The sequence below is a fragment of the Salinivibrio proteolyticus genome, from assembly GCF_027286365.1.
Taxonomy (GTDB): Bacteria; Pseudomonadota; Gammaproteobacteria; order Enterobacterales; family Vibrionaceae; genus Salinivibrio; species Salinivibrio proteolyticus.
Genome location: NZ_CP114584.1, coordinates 2,479,847 through 2,496,125 on the forward strand (window position 1 = coordinate 2,479,847; position 16,279 = coordinate 2,496,125).

Annotated in this window: 14 protein-coding genes and 2 tRNA genes; 2 read left to right on the forward strand and 14 right to left on the reverse strand. The window is 50.2% G+C overall.

Features of this window, described 5'->3' with window-relative positions:
- Nucleotides 1–129: 129 nt before the first annotated feature.
- Nucleotides 130–1,035 carry a LysR family transcriptional regulator gene (locus N7E60_RS11635; RefSeq protein ID WP_269597553.1) on the reverse strand — a complete coding sequence of 302 codons (906 nt, stop codon included), beginning with the start codon at nucleotides 1,033–1,035 and terminating at the stop codon, nucleotides 130–132.
- 102 nt (nucleotides 1,036–1,137) lie between these two features.
- Between N7E60_RS11635 and metE the strand changes: the two genes are divergently transcribed.
- Complete coding sequence (metE, locus tag N7E60_RS11640) at nucleotides 1,138–3,411, forward strand: 5-methyltetrahydropteroyltriglutamate--homocysteine S-methyltransferase (RefSeq protein ID WP_269597554.1); 2,274 nt, start codon at nucleotides 1,138–1,140, stop codon at nucleotides 3,409–3,411.
- Between the two features lie 129 nt (nucleotides 3,412–3,540).
- Here metE and rpsO read toward each other — a convergent pair whose 3' ends face one another.
- From rpsO to secG, 9 genes are all read right to left on the reverse strand, one after another.
- Nucleotides 3,541–3,810 carry a 30S ribosomal protein S15 gene (gene rpsO / locus N7E60_RS11645; protein WP_069589916.1) on the reverse strand — a complete coding sequence of 90 codons (270 nt, stop codon included), beginning with the start codon at nucleotides 3,808–3,810 and terminating at the stop codon, nucleotides 3,541–3,543.
- A gap of 251 nt (nucleotides 3,811–4,061) precedes the next feature.
- Entirely contained in the window at nucleotides 4,062–5,039 is a 978-nt protein-coding gene (truB, locus tag N7E60_RS11650) for a tRNA pseudouridine(55) synthase TruB (protein WP_269597555.1), read from the reverse strand.
- A gap of 3 nt (nucleotides 5,040–5,042) precedes the next feature.
- The gene (gene rbfA / locus N7E60_RS11655; RefSeq protein ID WP_069589913.1) at nucleotides 5,043–5,435 is read right to left on the reverse strand and encodes a 30S ribosome-binding factor RbfA; all 393 of its coding nucleotides are present in this window, start codon (nucleotides 5,433–5,435) and stop codon (nucleotides 5,043–5,045) included.
- 87 nt (nucleotides 5,436–5,522) lie between these two features.
- Complete coding sequence (gene infB, locus N7E60_RS11660) at nucleotides 5,523–8,240, reverse strand: translation initiation factor IF-2 (protein ID WP_269597556.1); 2,718 nt, start codon at nucleotides 8,238–8,240, stop codon at nucleotides 5,523–5,525.
- Nucleotides 8,241–8,261: 21 nt separating this feature from the next.
- Nucleotides 8,262–9,749 (reverse strand): transcription termination factor NusA, encoded by a 1,488-nt coding sequence (gene nusA, locus N7E60_RS11665; protein WP_069589911.1) that lies wholly within the window; start codon nucleotides 9,747–9,749, stop codon nucleotides 8,262–8,264.
- Nucleotides 9,750–9,770: 21 nt separating this feature from the next.
- A complete protein-coding gene (gene rimP, locus N7E60_RS11670) occupies nucleotides 9,771–10,226 on the reverse strand; it encodes a ribosome maturation factor RimP (RefSeq protein ID WP_069589909.1) in 456 nt (151 codons plus the stop codon).
- Between the two features lie 420 nt (nucleotides 10,227–10,646).
- Nucleotides 10,647–10,723, reverse strand: a tRNA-Met gene (locus N7E60_RS11675).
- A gap of 65 nt (nucleotides 10,724–10,788) precedes the next feature.
- Nucleotides 10,789–10,875, reverse strand: a tRNA-Leu gene (locus N7E60_RS11680).
- Nucleotides 10,876–10,882: 7 nt separating this feature from the next.
- Nucleotides 10,883–11,221: a preprotein translocase subunit SecG gene (secG, locus tag N7E60_RS11685; protein WP_269597557.1), complete on the reverse strand. Its 339-nt coding sequence runs from the start codon at nucleotides 11,219–11,221 to the stop codon at nucleotides 10,883–10,885.
- Between the two features lie 10 nt (nucleotides 11,222–11,231).
- On the opposite strand from secG, the gene N7E60_RS11690 reads away from it, so the two are divergent.
- On the forward strand, nucleotides 11,232–11,402 hold the full coding sequence (locus tag N7E60_RS11690) for a hypothetical protein (protein ID WP_269597558.1): 171 nt from the start codon (nucleotides 11,232–11,234) through the stop codon (nucleotides 11,400–11,402).
- Here the strand turns inward: N7E60_RS11690 and glmM are convergent.
- The 4 genes from glmM to rlmE all read right to left on the reverse strand — a co-directional run bounded on the left by glmM (nucleotide 11,399) and on the right by rlmE (nucleotide 16,261).
- Entirely contained in the window at nucleotides 11,399–12,736 is a 1,338-nt protein-coding gene (glmM, locus tag N7E60_RS11695; protein ID WP_269597559.1) for a phosphoglucosamine mutase, read from the reverse strand. The genes N7E60_RS11690 and glmM overlap by 4 nt on opposite strands.
- 5 nt (nucleotides 12,737–12,741) lie before the next feature.
- Nucleotides 12,742–13,584, reverse strand: a complete 843-nt coding sequence (gene folP, locus N7E60_RS11700; RefSeq protein WP_269597560.1) for a dihydropteroate synthase — start codon at nucleotides 13,582–13,584, stop codon at nucleotides 12,742–12,744.
- Nucleotides 13,585–13,645: 61 nt separating this feature from the next.
- A complete protein-coding gene (gene ftsH, locus N7E60_RS11705) occupies nucleotides 13,646–15,580 on the reverse strand; it encodes an ATP-dependent zinc metalloprotease FtsH (protein WP_069589903.1) in 1,935 nt (644 codons plus the stop codon).
- A gap of 51 nt (nucleotides 15,581–15,631) precedes the next feature.
- Nucleotides 15,632–16,261, reverse strand: coding sequence for a 23S rRNA (uridine(2552)-2'-O)-methyltransferase RlmE (gene rlmE / locus N7E60_RS11710; protein ID WP_069589901.1), 630 nt, complete (start codon nucleotides 16,259–16,261; stop codon nucleotides 15,632–15,634).
- Between the last annotated feature and the right edge of the window lie 18 nt (nucleotides 16,262–16,279).

Genomic DNA, 16,279 nt, shown 5'->3' on the forward strand with positions numbered 1-16,279 from the left:
ATAAAAGCGATTTTAACCAGAAATGTGCGACCCATACGGCTCAAAAATGAGACAAATAGGACAGGGAAAACATGTATTACGAGATCAGGTGAATGTCTCTCTAGATCAGCAGAATAACCGGCCTTGTACTTAACTTACTTGGTTGCCATGATCTAGCGATATATCACGCGCCTTGATGATAAAGTAGTCAATATAATCATCCCGTTTTTCTTCTCGTATCCCAAGATGAATTGCCTTATGAATACCTTGTTCGCCCATACGAAGAATATGAAGGTTGAGTCGCTGTTGGTATTCTTGTGCCAGCCATTTGGGCAAAGCCGCAATCCCTCGCCCTGCGGCAACCATTTGCAGCATGATATCTGTGGTTTCAATCGTTTTGTGTTTGCGTGGGGCACAGTGCGCCGGCGCCAAGAACTGGGTAAAGACATCTAAACGCGATTGATCGACTGGGTAGGTGATCAGGACGTCTTGCGTCACTTGATTGGGCTCAACGTAGTCAAACGCTGCCAAAGCGCTTTGGTGATGAGTAACCAGCACGAGTTCATAATCGAATACGGATACGTACTCTATACCTGGCTTGAGCAAAGGATCGGGCGTGACGAGTACATCAATCTCGTGGCCAAACAATGCGCCCAAACCACCAAATTGGAACTTTTGTTTAACGTCAACATCCACATCCGGCCATTGATGCAAGAAAGGCTCAACCACCTTAAGCAACCACTGATAACAAGGGTGACACTCCATACCAATGCGCAGTGTGCCACGCTGGCCTTGTGCAAATTGTTTAAGTTGCTGTTCAGCGTGTTCGAACTGAGGAAGCATACGCTCAGACAATGTAAGCAAGTACTCACCTGCTTGCGTAAAATGAAGCTGTCGCCCCGACTTTTGCCACAAGCGAATCCCGAGCTGACTCTCCAGTTTTTTCATTGCGTGGCTGATCGCGGATTGAGTGAGGTATAGCCTCTCTGCGGCTGCGGTAATCGACCCTTGCTCTTTGATGGCACGCAGAATATGAAGGTGGTGACGTTCTAACATGTCTATTCCATGACAAAAATTCATTGATAGATGAAATAATGCCATTTTAGTTCATAACGAGAAAGCCCTATGCTGATTTCAATCGAAAAGGAGGACGTATAGATGGCTAAAACTCATAATCTCGGCTTTCCACGTATCGGCGCACAGCGTGAACTTAAATTTGCACTCGAGCGTTACTGGCGTGGCGAATCATCACAACAAGACTTAACCGATCTTGCGAAAGATCTGCGCCGCAATCACTGGCAACAACAAAGTGAACTCGACATCGCTCCCGTAGGCGACTTTTCATTTTACGATCATGTACTCGACACCAGCTTTTTAGTCGGCAATGTGCCTGAACGTGTTGCCTCGGACCAAGACAATGACCTTGATAACTACTTCCGCGTTGCTCGCGGTCGCTCAGCAAACAATAGTGCTTGCCAGTGCGTACACGCCGGTGAGATGACTAAGTGGTTTGACACTAACTATCACTACATCGTGCCAGAATTTACCGCGCAAACAACGTTTAGTCTTCATGCTGACAACCTGTTGAACCAAATAGAAGAAGCCCAACAAGCTGGTGTTCAGGCCAAGCCGGTTCTAGTCGGTCCCGTCACATATCTGTGGCTGGGCAAAGAAAAAGATGCATCGAACAAACTGGATCTGCTCGATAAGCTCTTACCCGTATATCAAACCTTACTGAACAAACTGGCAGAGAAAGGCATTGAGTGGGTCCAAATCGATGAGCCGATCTTGGTCACGGAGCTCACGCCTGAATGGCAGACAGCGCTAAAAACCGCGTATCGTGCATTAAGCCAAACGAAGGTCAAGCTATTGCTGGCGAGCTACTTCGGCGAGCAAGCTGAAAATCGTCCATTGGCGCAATCGTTGCCCGTTGACGGCTGGCATTTGGATGCTATTCGTGGTCGAGGAGATGTGGATGCATACCGTGAAGCGCTTAGCGATAAACACGTTCTGTCTCTGGGTGTCATTAATGGTCGTAATGTTTGGAAAACTAACCTTGATGCCACGTTAGAATGGCTCGAACCGATTCATCAATCTCTAGGAGATCGCCTCTGGCTCGCTCCCTCTTGCTCTTTGCTGCACGTGCCGGTCGATTTGGCGAGCGAACAAAAGCTCGATCCTGAGGTAAAAAACTGGCTTGCCTTTGCCCATCAAAAGCTCGAGGAGCTGGATGTACTCACTCGCGCCCTTAATCACGGCCGTCAAACCGTTCAGTCAGCGCTGGACAATAATCGTGAGGCAATCGAAAGCCGCCAGCAATCACCACGCGTACACAACCCTAAGGTACAAGCCGCATTGGCAGCCATTACACCGCACTTAGGGACACGGCAGCGTCCGTTTGCCGAGCGTATTCGTCTGCAACACGAGCAGCTTAAACTGCCGCGCTTCCCGACCACCACCATAGGGTCATTCCCGCAAACCAGTGCCATTCGCCAAACACGCTTGCAATACAAGAAGGGCGACATTGATGCCGCCACTTATCAAGACATTATGCGCAAAGAGATCGCCCATGCGGTGGAAAAGCAAGAAGCGTTAGGGCTTGATGTCTTGGTTCACGGTGAAGCTGAACGTAACGATATGGTGGAGTACTTTGGCGAACAGCTGGATGGGTATGTGTTCAGTCAGTTTGGCTGGGTGCAATCGTATGGTTCTCGCTGTGTGAAGCCGCCGATTTTATTTGGGGATATTGAGCGCCCGAAAGCAATGACAGTGGAGTGGACCCAGTACGCTCAGTCTCTGACTGATAAGCCGCTGAAAGGCATGCTCACTGGACCGGTCACCATTCTTAATTGGTCATTTGTGCGCGATGATCAGCCACGATCGCAGACCTGTAACCAACTGGCACTGGCGATCCGCCAAGAGGTGCAAGATCTCGAGAAAGCTGGCACCAGGATCATTCAAATAGATGAAGCGGCACTGCGTGAAGGTTTACCGCTGCGTCGCAGTGAGTGGCAAAGCTACCTTGATTGGGCGATTAACGCGTTTAAAATTGCCGCCAATGGTGTCAATGACGAGACGCAAATCCATACCCATATGTGTTATTCCGAGTTTAACGATATCATCGCATCGATTGCTGACATGGACGCCGACGTGATCACCATTGAAACCTCACGCTCGGATATGGAACTGTTGGATGCATTTGATCATTTTGACTATCCCAATGATATTGGTCCTGGTGTGTATGACATTCACTCGCCAAACATTCCCAGTCAGGCACAAATTATTGCGTTAATGAAAAAGGCTGCCGCTCGTATTCCGGAAGAAAGATTGTGGGTAAACCCAGATTGCGGCCTAAAAACCCGCCAATGGGATGAGGTGATCCCGGCATTAGAAAATATGGTTGCAGCGGCGAAAGCGCTTCGTCAGGAATAGCGCGTCAGCAGCGTACCGCTACCCGCATTGACTGAACCCTATAATGACAAAACGCGCCACGGATAACTCCGATGGCGCGTTTTTTATCGCAAAAGAAAAGGGAGCCTGAGCTCCCTTTTCTCCAGAATCTTAGCGACGGATGCCTAGACGCTTGATAACGTCCAAGTAACGGTCAACATTGTTCTTTTTCAGGTAGTCCAACAGCTTACGACGACGTGAAACCATGCGTAGCAGGCCACGACGGCTGTGGTGGTCACCTTTGTGCTCAGCGAAGTGCGATTGCAGATCGTTGATAGATGCAGTCAACAGGGCGATTTGAACTTCTGGTGAACCAGTGTCGTTCTCAGTTTTACCAAAATCAGCAACGATTTTAGCTTTTGCTTCTGCAGTCAGAGACATAATGCTCTCCTAATAAGAGTGTGTGATTATCATGCACTAGCCAATCTCTGATTCAGCCAGTGCCCGAAGGCGCGAATTCTACCCGTTTTAGCTGGGTATCGCAATGTTATTGCCGACTATCACGCCAGTTTCTTACCGTCGCCACCTTATCGATTGAAATACGGTAAGTTTATTCACAGCACGCTCGCGCTGTTTCGCGCCAGCAGTACTTGGCAAGCGCGCGTTTTAGCTAAGCGTGCCGCTAACGTGCTCTAGGCGTTGTCATTGCTCGCGGTTTGCGGCTCAGGTTGACGGCTCGCGACCAAACGGCGCGGCGCAACCAGACCATCAGCATCAATTTCACCCACACCGATAAACTGACGCTCGTCGCCAGCCGTTAAACGCACATAGCCTTCAGTCGGAGCATTAGGCACTTGCACCGCTTGACCTTGTAGCGCATAACTTGCCACGACGGGCAGTAGGTTAATCTCGCGCAGATCTTGTACCGCCGTATCAAGTGGCAATAGCAAAGGATCGAGCAGTTGTTTTGGCTGGATCTCTTGCTCGCGCGCTTGGTTAAGCAGGCTTTCAAGCTGCTCTAAGGTCACCATGTTACGTGCTGGATAGCCTGACACACCAATACGACGCAGCGCCGTGACATGTGCACCGCAGCCAAGCATTTCACCTAAATCGTCAACGATGGTGCGGATGTAGGTGCCTTTTGAGCAATGCACTTCCATCTCGATTTCATGGCCTTCAAAGCGCAGCAGTTCAATCTGATAGACCTTAATGGTACGCGCTTCACGTGGTACTTCGATGCCTTGGCGCGCGTATTCATACAAAGGTTTCCCTTGGTATTTCAACGCCGAAAACATCGATGGGATCTGCTGGGTTTCCCCGCGGAATTTTGCAATACAACGCTCAAGCAAACCTAGGTTTACTTTGACGTCACGGGTTTCTACCACTTCACCATCTGCATCTGAGGTATTGGTACGCTCACCCAATTTGGCGACCACTCGATAACGTTTATCGGAGTCGAGCAAAAACTGAGAGAACTTGGTTGCCTCACCCAAACAAATCGGCAGCATCCCGGTTGCAAGTGGATCCAGTGCCCCCGTGTGGCCTGCTTTCTCCGCAAAGAAGATACGTTTTACTTTTTGTAAAGCATCATTGGACGTCATGCCGGTTGGTTTATCGAGTAGGATAATCCCATCCACCGGACGACCTCGACGACGTTGACGACGCGCCATCAGTTACTCCTCACCTTTTTCATCATCACCGCGACGTTCATCGTCATCGCGTACCGCCTTGCTGACCAAGTTCGAGATACGCATCCCTTCAGTCAGTGACTCGTCAAACACGAAGGTCAACTCAGGGGTCACACGCAAACGAATCGCTTTGCCAACCAATGAACGAATGTAGCCACTGGCTTCGTTCAGCGCCTTAAGGCTCTCGGTAGGGGCTTGCTCATCGACGGTTAAAAAGGTCACGAAGACTTTGGCATACGCCAGATCACGTGAAATTTGCACATCGGATACGGTGACCATTCCGATGCGAGGGTCTTTGATTTCGCGTTGTAGGATCAGTGCAATCTCTTTTTGCAGCTGATGCGCAACGCGATCAGTACGGCTAAAATCTTTACCCATAATCTTTTCTCTCAACAAAATGGGGGTAAGCGCATGCGCCTCCCCCCACGGTGTATCCAAACAACCTCGTTGTATTGTCTCGTTCAATTAGTCGATTGAACGTTGAATCTCAACGGTTTCATAGACTTCGATTTGGTCACCAACGCGAACATCATTGTAGTTCTTCACGCCAATACCACATTCGTAGCCTTTCTTCACTTCGTTCACATCATCTTTGAAGCGGCGGAGTGATTCCAACTCACCTTCGTAGATAACCACGTTTTCACGTAGGACACGAATTGGGTTGTTACGCTTAATCACACCTTCAGATACCTGACAACCGGCAATGGCGCCCAGTTTTGGTGATTTGAAGACATCGCGCACTTCTGCCAAACCGATGATTTCTTGTTTGAATTCAGGCGCAAGCATACCGCTCATCGCTTGTTTCACTTCATCAATCATGGTGTAGATGACAGAGTAGTAACGCAGATCCAAGCTTTCCGCTTCAATGGTCTTACGCGCAGCGGCATCCGCACGCACGTTAAAGCCACAGATAATGGCGTTAGACGCGGCTGCAAGTACTGCGTCAGTTTCAGTGATACCACCGACACCAGAACCCACAACTTTCACTTTTACTTCGTCAGTTGAGAGCTTAACCAGTGCATCGTTGATCGCTTCCACTGAGCCTTGTACGTCAGCTTTAAGTACGATGTTCAGCTCAGCCACTTCACCTTCTTCCATGTTCGAGAACATGTTTTCCAGTTTGGCTTTTTGCTGACGCGCCAGCTTAACGTCACGGAACTTGCCTTGACGATACAGCGCCACTTCACGCGCTTTCTTCTCGTCACGTACCACCGTGGCTTCATCACCCGCAGCAGGCACGCCAGATAGGCCCAGAATTTCCACAGGAATCGAAGGTCCCGCTTCTTCTACTTCTTGGCCATTCTCATCGCGCATCGCACGGACACGGCCATATTCCAGACCACACAGAACGATATCGCCTTTTTTGAGCGTACCTTCTTGAACCAATACGGTAGCAACTGGACCACGACCTTTGTCGAGGCGAGACTCAACCACAACGCCACGCGCCATACCATCTTTAACCGCTTTCAGTTCAAGCACTTCTGATTGCAGCAAGATAGCTTCTAGTAGCGCATCGATGTTTTGGCCTTGTTTCGCAGACACGTGAACAAACATGTTCTCACCACCCCAGTCTTCTGGGATCACGTCATGCTGTGCCAGTTCGTTCTTCACGTTGTCAGGGTTCGCACCCTCTTTATCCATCTTGTTCACTGCCACGATAAGAGGCACACCGGCCGCTTTTGCGTGTTGGATCGCTTCGATGGTTTGTGGCATTACGCCGTCGTCAGCAGCAACGACCAAGACAACAATATCCGTTGCACCGGCACCACGTGCACGCATCGCGGTAAACGCGGCGTGTCCTGGGGTATCCAGGAAGGTGATCATGCCATTGTCGGTTTGTACGTGGTACGCACCAATGTGCTGGGTAATACCGCCCGCTTCTCCCGTGGCAACGTGTGCTTTACGGATGTAGTCAAGCAGTGAAGTTTTACCATGGTCAACGTGACCCATGATGGTAACGACTGGCGCACGTGGCGCAACGGGTGCATCGTTATCACGATCAGACAGTACCGCTTCTTCCAGCTCGTTTTCTTTACGCAAGATAACCTTGTGACCCATTTCCTCTGCAACAAGCTGTGCAGTCTCTTGGTCAATCACTTGGTTAATGGTCGCCATCGCGCCCATTTTCATCATGGTTTTAACGACTTCAGCGCCTTTTACTGCCATTTTGTTGGCCAATTCGGCAACGGTGATGGTTTCACCGATTTCAACTTCACGGTTTACTTTTTGCGCTGGCTTTTTAAAGCCGTGTTGCATCGAGGTTGGCTTAGCCATGCGGCCTTTGCCTTTCCCGCCTTTGCCACGACGGCCACGAGGTGATTTATCCTCAGCTTGAGTCGCTTTTTTCTTTTTCTTACGACGCGGTGCAGCACTTTCTTCGCGACGATCCGCTTCGTCTTCCGCTTCGCGGGCATACTGAGAGGTAACTGTATGGTGATCAGCTGCCTCCATGGTGGTTAGCGCTTGATCTTGTTCAGACCAGCGTTCTTGGTTTGCTTCTGCCATTTTGCGTGCCTCTTCTAACTGCCGCTGACTTTCTTCTTCAGCTTTACGCTTGGCTTCCTCTTCCTGGCGACGCTTAAGTTCATCAGCTTCTTTCTTCGCTTGCGCATCGGCAGCACGAGCTGCAGCAATCTCCGCTGCGTCCTCTTCGGACTGCTCGTTTTGTGGTTGCGCTTGCGGTTTGGCTTCACGCTTAGCTTTCTCTTCGGCTTCGCGTTTGGCTTTCTCTTCAGCTTCGCGTTTGGCTTTTTCTTCAGCTTCACGCTTGGCTTTCGCTTCTGCTTCACGCTTCGCTTGCTCTTCAGCTTCTTGGCGCGCTTTCTCTTCGGCTTCACGTTTGGCACGTTCTTCCGCTTCTTGCGCAACCTTTTGCTCTTCAAGCTCGCTACGTTTCACATAGGTGCGTTTCTTACGCACCTCAACTTGGACATCTTTGTTCTTTCCGCCAGCTCCTGAGACGCTCAGCGTGCTGCGTTTTTTGCGCTGTAGCGTCAGACGCGTCGGAGCATTGCCGTTGTCGCCGTGCTCACGTTTGAGATGCGCCAACAAGGCTTGTTTTTCATCTTGGCTTACCTGATCGTCAGCTGACTTTTGCATACCAGCTTCTTTAAACTGCTTCAGCAGACGATCGACTGGCGTATCAATTTCCTTCGCCAGTGTATGTACTGTAACCTCTGACATTCTGCTCCTCCTTTGCCGTCTTTACGCTTCGTCGCTGAACCAGCAAATATTACGTGCTGCCATAATGAGCTCGCCCGCACTTACTTCGTCCAATCCTTCAATGTCCAACAGATCATCGGTGCCTTGGTCGGCAAGATCTTCCAGCGTTTTCACGCCTTTCGCCGCCAATTTAAAGGCCATTTCGCGAGAAAGACCTTCCAGCGCCAACAGATCGTCAGCAGGCTCAGCGCCTTCCAGCGACTCTTCTTGTGCCAGTGCGATGGTGGTCAACGCTTCTTTGGCACGTGAGCGCAAAATGTCGACAGTGTCTTCATCTAGGCCATCAATTTCGAGCATTTCACTCGTTGGAACGTAGGCCACTTCTTCTAGAGTGGTGAAACCTTCGTCAACCAAGGTCGCGGCAAAGTCTTCATCGATGTCGAGGTGTTTAACAAACAGCTCCAATGAGGCTTGTGCTTCTTCTTGGTGTTTTTTCTGAAGGTCTTCAACCGTCATGACGTTCAGTTCCCAACCGGTCAGTTGTGAGGCTAAACGTACGTTTTGACCATTGCGGCCGATCGCCTGTGCTAGGTTATCTGCCTCAACAGCAATATCCATGGTGTGGGTGTCTTCATCGACGATGATAGAGGCCACATCGGCTGGTGCCATTGCATTGATCACAAATTGCGCTGGGTTATCGTCCCAAAGCACGATATCAATACGCTCACCGCCTAACTCACCTGAAACGGCTTGGACGCGCGCACCACGCATACCGACACAGGCGCCGACAGGGTCAATGCGTTTGTCATTGGTCTTCACGGCAATCTTTGCACGTGAGCCCGGATCGCGTGCCGCACCCATCAGCTCAATCATTTCTTCGCCAATTTCCGGCACTTCAATGCGGAACAGCTCGATCAGCATCTCTGGCTTTGAACGTGTCATGAAGAGCTGGAAACCACGCGCTTCTGGGCGCACAGCATACAGCAAACCACGGACGCGGTCGCCTGGACGGAAGTTTTCACGCGGTAGTTGATCGTCACGCTGAATCACAGCTTCTGCGTTATTACCCAGATCCACGATGATCACATCACGGTTCACTTTTTTCACAACACCGGTAACCAGTTCACCTTCGTTATCCATGAACTGCTCAACCACTTGTGCACGCTCAGCTTCACGTACCTTTTGTACGATCACCTGCTTCGCGGTTTGGGTAGTAATACGGTCAAAAGTGACAGACTCGATTTCGTCTTCGATGTAACCACCAAGTTCAATCGTTTCGTCTTCGTATTGCGCCGCTTCCAATGTAATTTCACGGGTTGGCAATGTGACTTCGTCAACCACGAGCCAACGACGGAAGGTATCGAATTCACCGGTTTTGCGATCAATGGCGATACGTACATCAATGTCGGCTTCGTACTTCTTTTTGGTTGCCGTTGCCAGTGCGGTTTCCAGTGCCTCAAAAATACGCTCACGCGGAACGGCTTTTTCGTTTGAGACCGCTTCGACAACAGCCAAGATTTCTTTATTCATCTACTAATGCCTCATTTACTTTTAAAATGAAGGAACCAGGTTTGCTTTGGCGATATTACTCAAGGCAAACGCCTCATCTTGGCCGTCAACGCGAACCGTGATGGTGTCGCCATCGACAGAAAGGATTTCTCCTTTCCACTTACGGCGGTTTTGCATAGCCATTTTCAGCACGATGTTCACTTCATGCCCGATGAATTGCTGATAATGATCAGCGGTGAACAGTGGGCGATCCACGCCTGGCGATGACACTTCCAGGTTGTACGCCACTGTGATTGGGTCTTCCACATCCAACACTGCGCTAACCTGACGGCTTACATCGGCGCAATCGTCGACAGTAATGCCATTTTCATGGTCAATAAAAATACGCAATGTTGAGTGTTGGCCAGCCCGAACGAACTCTAGTCCAACTAACTCATAGTCCAACGCCTCAACCGGCGCGGTCAAAAGTTCAGTCAGTTGTTTCTCTAATCCTGTCATTCCAAACCCCAGAAATAAAAAAAGGGCTTAAAAGCCCAGTTACTATCCGAATGGTCGTTTTCAGATAACAAAAAACCCCGATAATCGGGGTTTAATGTAACTGGACCCTGATGCTATACCAGTGACGCATGTCGTTGGTATAGCCGTTATCGCTGGTCTCGGAAATATTTCAGCAATAACGAGAGAGTAACTCTCCGTGCCGATAAAAATGGTTTTTATTGGCACTGCCCCGAGGGCAAAACGGCCAGCCGTTGGCTAGCCGAGTTAGCGTAACTTTGTAAAAGAACGCTAACGCGTCTTTCAGTTTAGCAGTTGAGTAAACAGCTAACTAAATGTGGTTGCGGAAGATGGATTTTATCGCGAAGTGCAGCTTCGACGACCTTCTGCTATGCAGCAGACTAACCTTCCAAAACCTAAATTTGGTTGCGGGAGCCGGATTTGAACCGACGACCTTCGGGTTATGAGCCCGACGAGCTACCAGACTGCTCCATCCCGCGTTCGAGTGGCGATGATTATATCGCCTTTTCTTTCAAAGGTGCAAGTGATTGCACTTTGAGAACCTTGGTGCCGAGAGCGGGACTTGAACCCGCACGCCCATACAGGCACTACCCCCTCAAGATAGCGTGTCTACCAATTCCACCACCTCGGCAAATTTTTTACTGAGGGATCTCGCTGTTATCAACAGGGATTTCATTCTCAGTTGGTGTCGCCTGCTGTTCTGCAGCAGGCTGACTTAAATCTTCAAAACCGCTTTGCGCTTTTGGCTTATGGGCTGTCATGTTACCTAGCACCAAGCTCAGGGCAAAAAATGCAATCGCAAAACCGGTTGTCATTCGGGTTAAAAAGTTTCCAGAGCCGCCAGAGCCAAATACTGTGTTTGATGCTCCAGCCCCGAACGAGGCTCCCATATCTGCGCCTTTACCTTGCTGAACCAGAACCAGGCCAATTACACCGATTGCGGCCAACAGATAAATCACAAGTAGAATTTCGTACATGGTTCCACCTATGCTCCAGGTTGTTGAGCCGGCAGTGTTACTTCTCAGCCAGCGCAGCCCCCTTCGTTGGGAGCGGGTGAATACTAGCGAAAGCCTGATGTCGAAACAAGAGAAAAATGCAAAAAACCCTGATTTCGGCACTGTTTGCGCATTCTATAACCACCCGCTGATGAATTATTAACAGTTTGCTTTGACTGCCTCCGCAATTTCAAGCGCATAAGCCTTCACGGTTTCCGCATCAGGCCCTTCAACCATGACACGGATGAGTGGCTCAGTACCTGATTTGCGCAGCAATACACGCCCTTTCTCACCCAGCTTTTCTTCCACATTCGTCTTCGCGGCAAGCACGGCTTCGCTTTGTAGTGGGTCAACATCGCCTTTAAAACGGACATTTTCCAGCACTTGCGGCAGAAGCGTCATACCGTCGGTCAACGTTTTCAGATCCATGCCGGTCGCTGCAACACTGGCTAACACTTGTAATGCAGCCACAATGCCGTCTCCGGTAGTCACTTTATCCAGCACAATCACATGGCCGGAATTCTCTGCCCCGATACGCCAACCTTTCTCTTGCAGCATTTCCATCACATAGCGATCACCGACTTTGGCGCGCGTAAAAGGAATACCCAGTGATTTAAGCGCCAGTTCCATGCCCATGTTGGTCATCAGGGTACCAACGACACCACCTTTAAGTTCACCGCGACGCAGGCTCTCACGTGCAATGATATAGGCGATTTGATCACCATCGACCTTGTTACCAAGATGATCCACCATGATCACACGATCGCCATCCCCGTCAAACGCAACACCAAGATCCGCTTTTTCTTCCAGAACACGCTGCTGCAACGCACGCACGTCTGTCGCACCAACTTTGTCGTTAATGTTGGTGCCGTTGGGAGCACAACCAATCGTCGTTACCTCTGCCCCCAGTTCTCGGAAGACTGAAGGAGCAATATGGTAGGTTGCACCATGCGCGCAATCGAGCACAATCTTGAGGCCGCTCAAGCTTAGAGCACTGGGGAAGGTACCTTTACAGAACTCGATGTAGCGCCCCGCGGCATCATTAATGCGGCTCGCTTTACCCAGCTCGGCGGACTCCACACAGGTCAACGGCTTTTCAAGCTCGGCTTCGATAGCCAGCTCAACCGCATCAGGTAGCTTGGTGCCTTCTGATGAGAAAAATTTAATTCCATTATCGTAATGCGGATTATGAGAAGCAGAGATCACAATACCCGCTTCAGCGCGGAAGGTTTGAGTCAGATATGCGATCGCAGGGGTGGGCATCGGACCGGTAAATGCGGCCTCAAGACCAGCGGCAGATAAACCTGACTCTAGGGCCGATTCAAGCATATAGCCTGAAATCCGGGTATCTTTACCAATCAGTACCTTACGAGTGCCTTGTTGCGACAAGACACGCCCTGCTGCCCAACCAAGCTTGAGCATAAACTCAGGAGTAATCGGGAATTCACCTACCTTGCCACGTACCCCATCGGTACCGAAATATTTACGTTCTGCCATTATTTTTATTCTCCTAGTGCGCCTGCACGCTTTGTCATGGCGACCACACGCAGCGCGTCCGCCGTTTCTTTCACATCATGAACGCGAATAATTTGCGCACCTTTCTGCGCTGCCAAGGTCGCGCATGCAATGCTACCACCTAAAATGTCGTGTGGTGTCTTATCGACCAGCTTATAGATCATTGATTTACGCGACATGCCCGCTAACACCGGCAAGCCAAAATCATGGAAGCTGTCTAACTCGGCAAGCAATTGATAATTGTGGGCCAAGCTTTTACCAAACCCATAGCCAGGGTCAAGGATAATCTGCTGTCTTGAAATGCCGGCAGATTCACACGCTTGGATTCGCTCGGTTAAAAACGCTTTTACGTCACGGGTAACATTGTCATACGCTGGCGCAGCTTGCATGGTACGCGGCTGCCCTTGCATGTGCATAATACACACAGGCACTTGTCGTTCAGCTGCCACCTCGAGTGCGCCAGGCTCTTGCAAGGCACGTACATCATTAATCAAATCCGCCCCCGCATCTATCGCGGCATGCATTACAGCCGCTTTGCTGGTATCAATAGAAATCCAACAGTCCGATTGGGCGCGAATGGCTTTTATGACAGGAACAACCCGATCGATTTCTTCTTGTTCTGCCACGTCAGCAGCGCCGGGACGGGTCGATTCACCACCGATATCGAGGATCGTGGCGCCATCAACAAGCATTTGCATGGCATGTTCAATCGCTTTGTTCGATTGCTGATATTGCCCCCCATCAGAGAAAGAGTCTGGGGTGACATTAAGAATGCCCATCACAACAGGGCTATCCAGGGAGAGTCGTTTATTTTTGTGTGTTATTTCCATGAGATGTCCCAACAAGGATCAAAAAAACCCCGATAAGATCGGGGCTTTATATCGCGTGGGCTTAGGCTTCAGATTGGTTTTCTGAGTCTAGCGGTTTTTGCTTTTTATCATCAGACGCTTCAGAGGAAGCCTCTGGTTTTTTCGGTGTGTCATCCGATGATGAGCCACCACTGCCACCTTCCCAACCAGCTGGCTCGCGAACATCGCGACGTGCCATCAGGTCATCAATTTGGGCAGCATCAATGGTCTCGTACTTCATCAGTGCATCTTTCATCGCGTGCATGATATCCATGTTTTCTTCTAGGATTTCTTTCGCACGGTGATAGTTACGGTCGATGATGTCACGGATCTCGCTATCAATCAGGCGCGCAGTGTCATCAGAGACATGCTTTGTCTGCGTCACAGAGCGACCAAGGAAGACTTCACCTTCATCTTCAGCATAAAGCAGCGGGCCTAGCTTCTCAGAGAAACCCCATTGCGTCACCATCTTACGGGCGATATCGGTCGCTCGCTCAATATCGTTTGATGCCCCGGTCGACACTTTGTCTTTGCCATAAATCAGCTCTTCGGCCAAGCGACCACCATAAAGGCTCGAAATCATCGACTCGAGGTGCTGACGAGACATGCTGACTCTGTCTTGCTCTGGCAAGTACATGGTGACACCTAACGCACGGCCACGCGGGATAATCGACACTTTGTACACAGGATCGTGCTCAGGCACTAAGCGACCGACAATCGCGTGTCCTGCTTCGTGGTACGCAGTCGACTCTTTGGTTTCTTCCGACATCACCATTGAGCGGCGCTCAGCACCCATCATGATTTTGTCTTTGGCAAGCTCAAACTCGACCATCGACACCACGCGCTTGTTACCACGCGCGGAGAACAACGCAGCTTCGTTCACCAAGTTGGCAAGATCGGCTCCCGAGAACCCGGGGGTACCACGCGCAATCAAAGACGCATCGACGTCGTTACCCAACGGCACTTTGCGCATGTGTACTTTCAGAATATGTTCACGGCCACGGACATCTGGCAGGCTGACCACCACTTGTCGGTCAAAACGGCCAGGACGCAATAACGCGGGGTCCAGAACGTCTGGGCGGTTAGTCGCGGCAATTACAATCACGCCTTCATTGCCCTCAAAACCATCCATTTCAACCAGCATTTGGTTCAAGGTTTGCTCACGTTCATCGTGACCGCCTCCAAGGCCGGCACCACGTTGGCGGCCCACCGCATCAATCTCATCGATAAAGATGATACACGGCGACGCTTTCTTGGCTTGTTCGAACATGTCACGTACGCGTGAGGCACCCACACCCACGAACATTTCTACAAAATCAGACCCCGAGATGGTAAAGAAAGGCACTTTCGCTTCACCGGCAATCGCTTTTGCCAGCAAGGTTTTACCGGTACCCGGAGGACCAACCATGAGTACACCAGTTGGGATCTTACCCCCTAACTTCTGGAAGCGGCTAGGGTCGCGCAAATAATCCACCAGCTCTTTGACGTCTTCTTTGGCTTCATCACAACCAGCCACGTCGTTAAAGGTGGTTTTGACTTGCTCTTCGCTCATCATCTTGGCTTTGGATTTACCAAATGACATGGCGCCTTTACCGCCGCCACCTTGCATTTGGCGCATGAAGAAAATCCATACCCCAATCAGCAGCAACATGGGGAACCATGAGATGAAGATCGAGGCCAGCATGCTTGGCTCTTCAGGTGGCGTGCCTTTTACGCGCACGTTTTTGTTGAGCAAGTCGTCCAGCAACTTAGGATCGTTATACACAGGCATGAAAGTGACATAGCGTGAGCCGTCACGTCGGGTAATGGTCAGCTCACGATCGTCAAAAGTTACTTCCTGTATTTGATCGTTGCCGATTTCACGTACGAAGGTGGTGTAGTCGACTTGACGACCGGCGCTGTCGCCTGGTCCAAAGCTTTGGAACACAGACATCAAGACAACGGCGATAACCAGCCACAAAATCAAGTTTTTTGCCATGTCACTCAAGGTGTTAGCCTCGCATAACTGAGATAGATAAATGTAAGGGTACTACAGTTTATAACCTGTAGCCACAATGTAGACCTCACGTGAGCGCGCACGTGACGAGTCAGGTTTCCGAATTTTGACCGCTTTAAACATTTTACGCACTTCGGCCAAATACTGATCAAAGCCTTCGCCTTGAAATACTTTTACAATAAAGGCGCCATCAGGCCCCAATACTTCACGACACATTTCGAGCGCAAGCTCGACCAGGTACATCGCACGAGGTTGATCTGCCGCCTGATTACCACTCATGTTCGGTGCCATATCGGACATCACCACATCAACCATGTCCGGTTGGATACGATCTAACAGTGCATCAAGGACGGATTGTTCGCGAAAGTCCCCTTGTAAGAAGCTGACACCGGGCAGCGAGTCCATCGGTAGAATGTCACACGCAATGACTTGGCCCTCGTCGCCGACTTGCGTCGCCGCGTATTGCGACCATCCGCCCGGCGCAGCCCCCAAATCAACCACTGTCATGCCCGGTTTTAGAATACGGTCTTTTTGCTGAATTTCTTCAAGTTTAAAGATAGCGCGTGAGCGATACCCTTTTTTTTGTGCTTCGTTGACGTATTTATCGTCAAAATGTTCTTTTAGCCAGCGTCCGGAGCTAGCAGAGTGCTTTTTTTTACTCATGGTTTTCCTAAAAGTGGC

Coding starts and splice junctions, on each gene's coding strand:
- N7E60_RS11635 (WP_269597553.1), bottom strand. CDS start 1,035: ATGTTAGAACGTCACCACCTTCATATTCTGCGTGCCATCAAAGAGCAA.
- metE (WP_269597554.1), top strand. CDS start 1,138: ATGGCTAAAACTCATAATCTCGGCTTTCCACGTATCGGCGCACAGCGT.
- rpsO (WP_069589916.1), bottom strand. CDS start 3,810: ATGTCTCTGACTGCAGAAGCAAAAGCTAAAATCGTTGCTGATTTTGGT.
- truB (WP_269597555.1), bottom strand. CDS start 5,039: ATGGCGCGTCGTCAACGTCGTCGAGGTCGTCCGGTGGATGGGATTATC.
- rbfA (WP_069589913.1), bottom strand. CDS start 5,435: ATGGGTAAAGATTTTAGCCGTACTGATCGCGTTGCGCATCAGCTGCAA.
- infB (WP_269597556.1), bottom strand. CDS start 8,240: ATGTCAGAGGTTACAGTACATACACTGGCGAAGGAAATTGATACGCCA.
- nusA (WP_069589911.1), bottom strand. CDS start 9,749: ATGAATAAAGAAATCTTGGCTGTTGTCGAAGCGGTCTCAAACGAAAAA.
- rimP (WP_069589909.1), bottom strand. CDS start 10,226: ATGACAGGATTAGAGAAACAACTGACTGAACTTTTGACCGCGCCGGTT.
- secG (WP_269597557.1), bottom strand. CDS start 11,221: ATGTACGAAATTCTACTTGTGATTTATCTGTTGGCCGCAATCGGTGTA.
- N7E60_RS11690 (WP_269597558.1), top strand. CDS start 11,232: ATGCTCCAGGTTGTTGAGCCGGCAGTGTTACTTCTCAGCCAGCGCAGC.
- glmM (WP_269597559.1), bottom strand. CDS start 12,736: ATGGCAGAACGTAAATATTTCGGTACCGATGGGGTACGTGGCAAGGTA.
- folP (WP_269597560.1), bottom strand. CDS start 13,584: ATGGAAATAACACACAAAAATAAACGACTCTCCCTGGATAGCCCTGTT.
- ftsH (WP_069589903.1), bottom strand. CDS start 15,580: ATGGCAAAAAACTTGATTTTGTGGCTGGTTATCGCCGTTGTCTTGATG.
- rlmE (WP_069589901.1), bottom strand. CDS start 16,261: ATGAGTAAAAAAAAGCACTCTGCTAGCTCCGGACGCTGGCTAAAAGAA.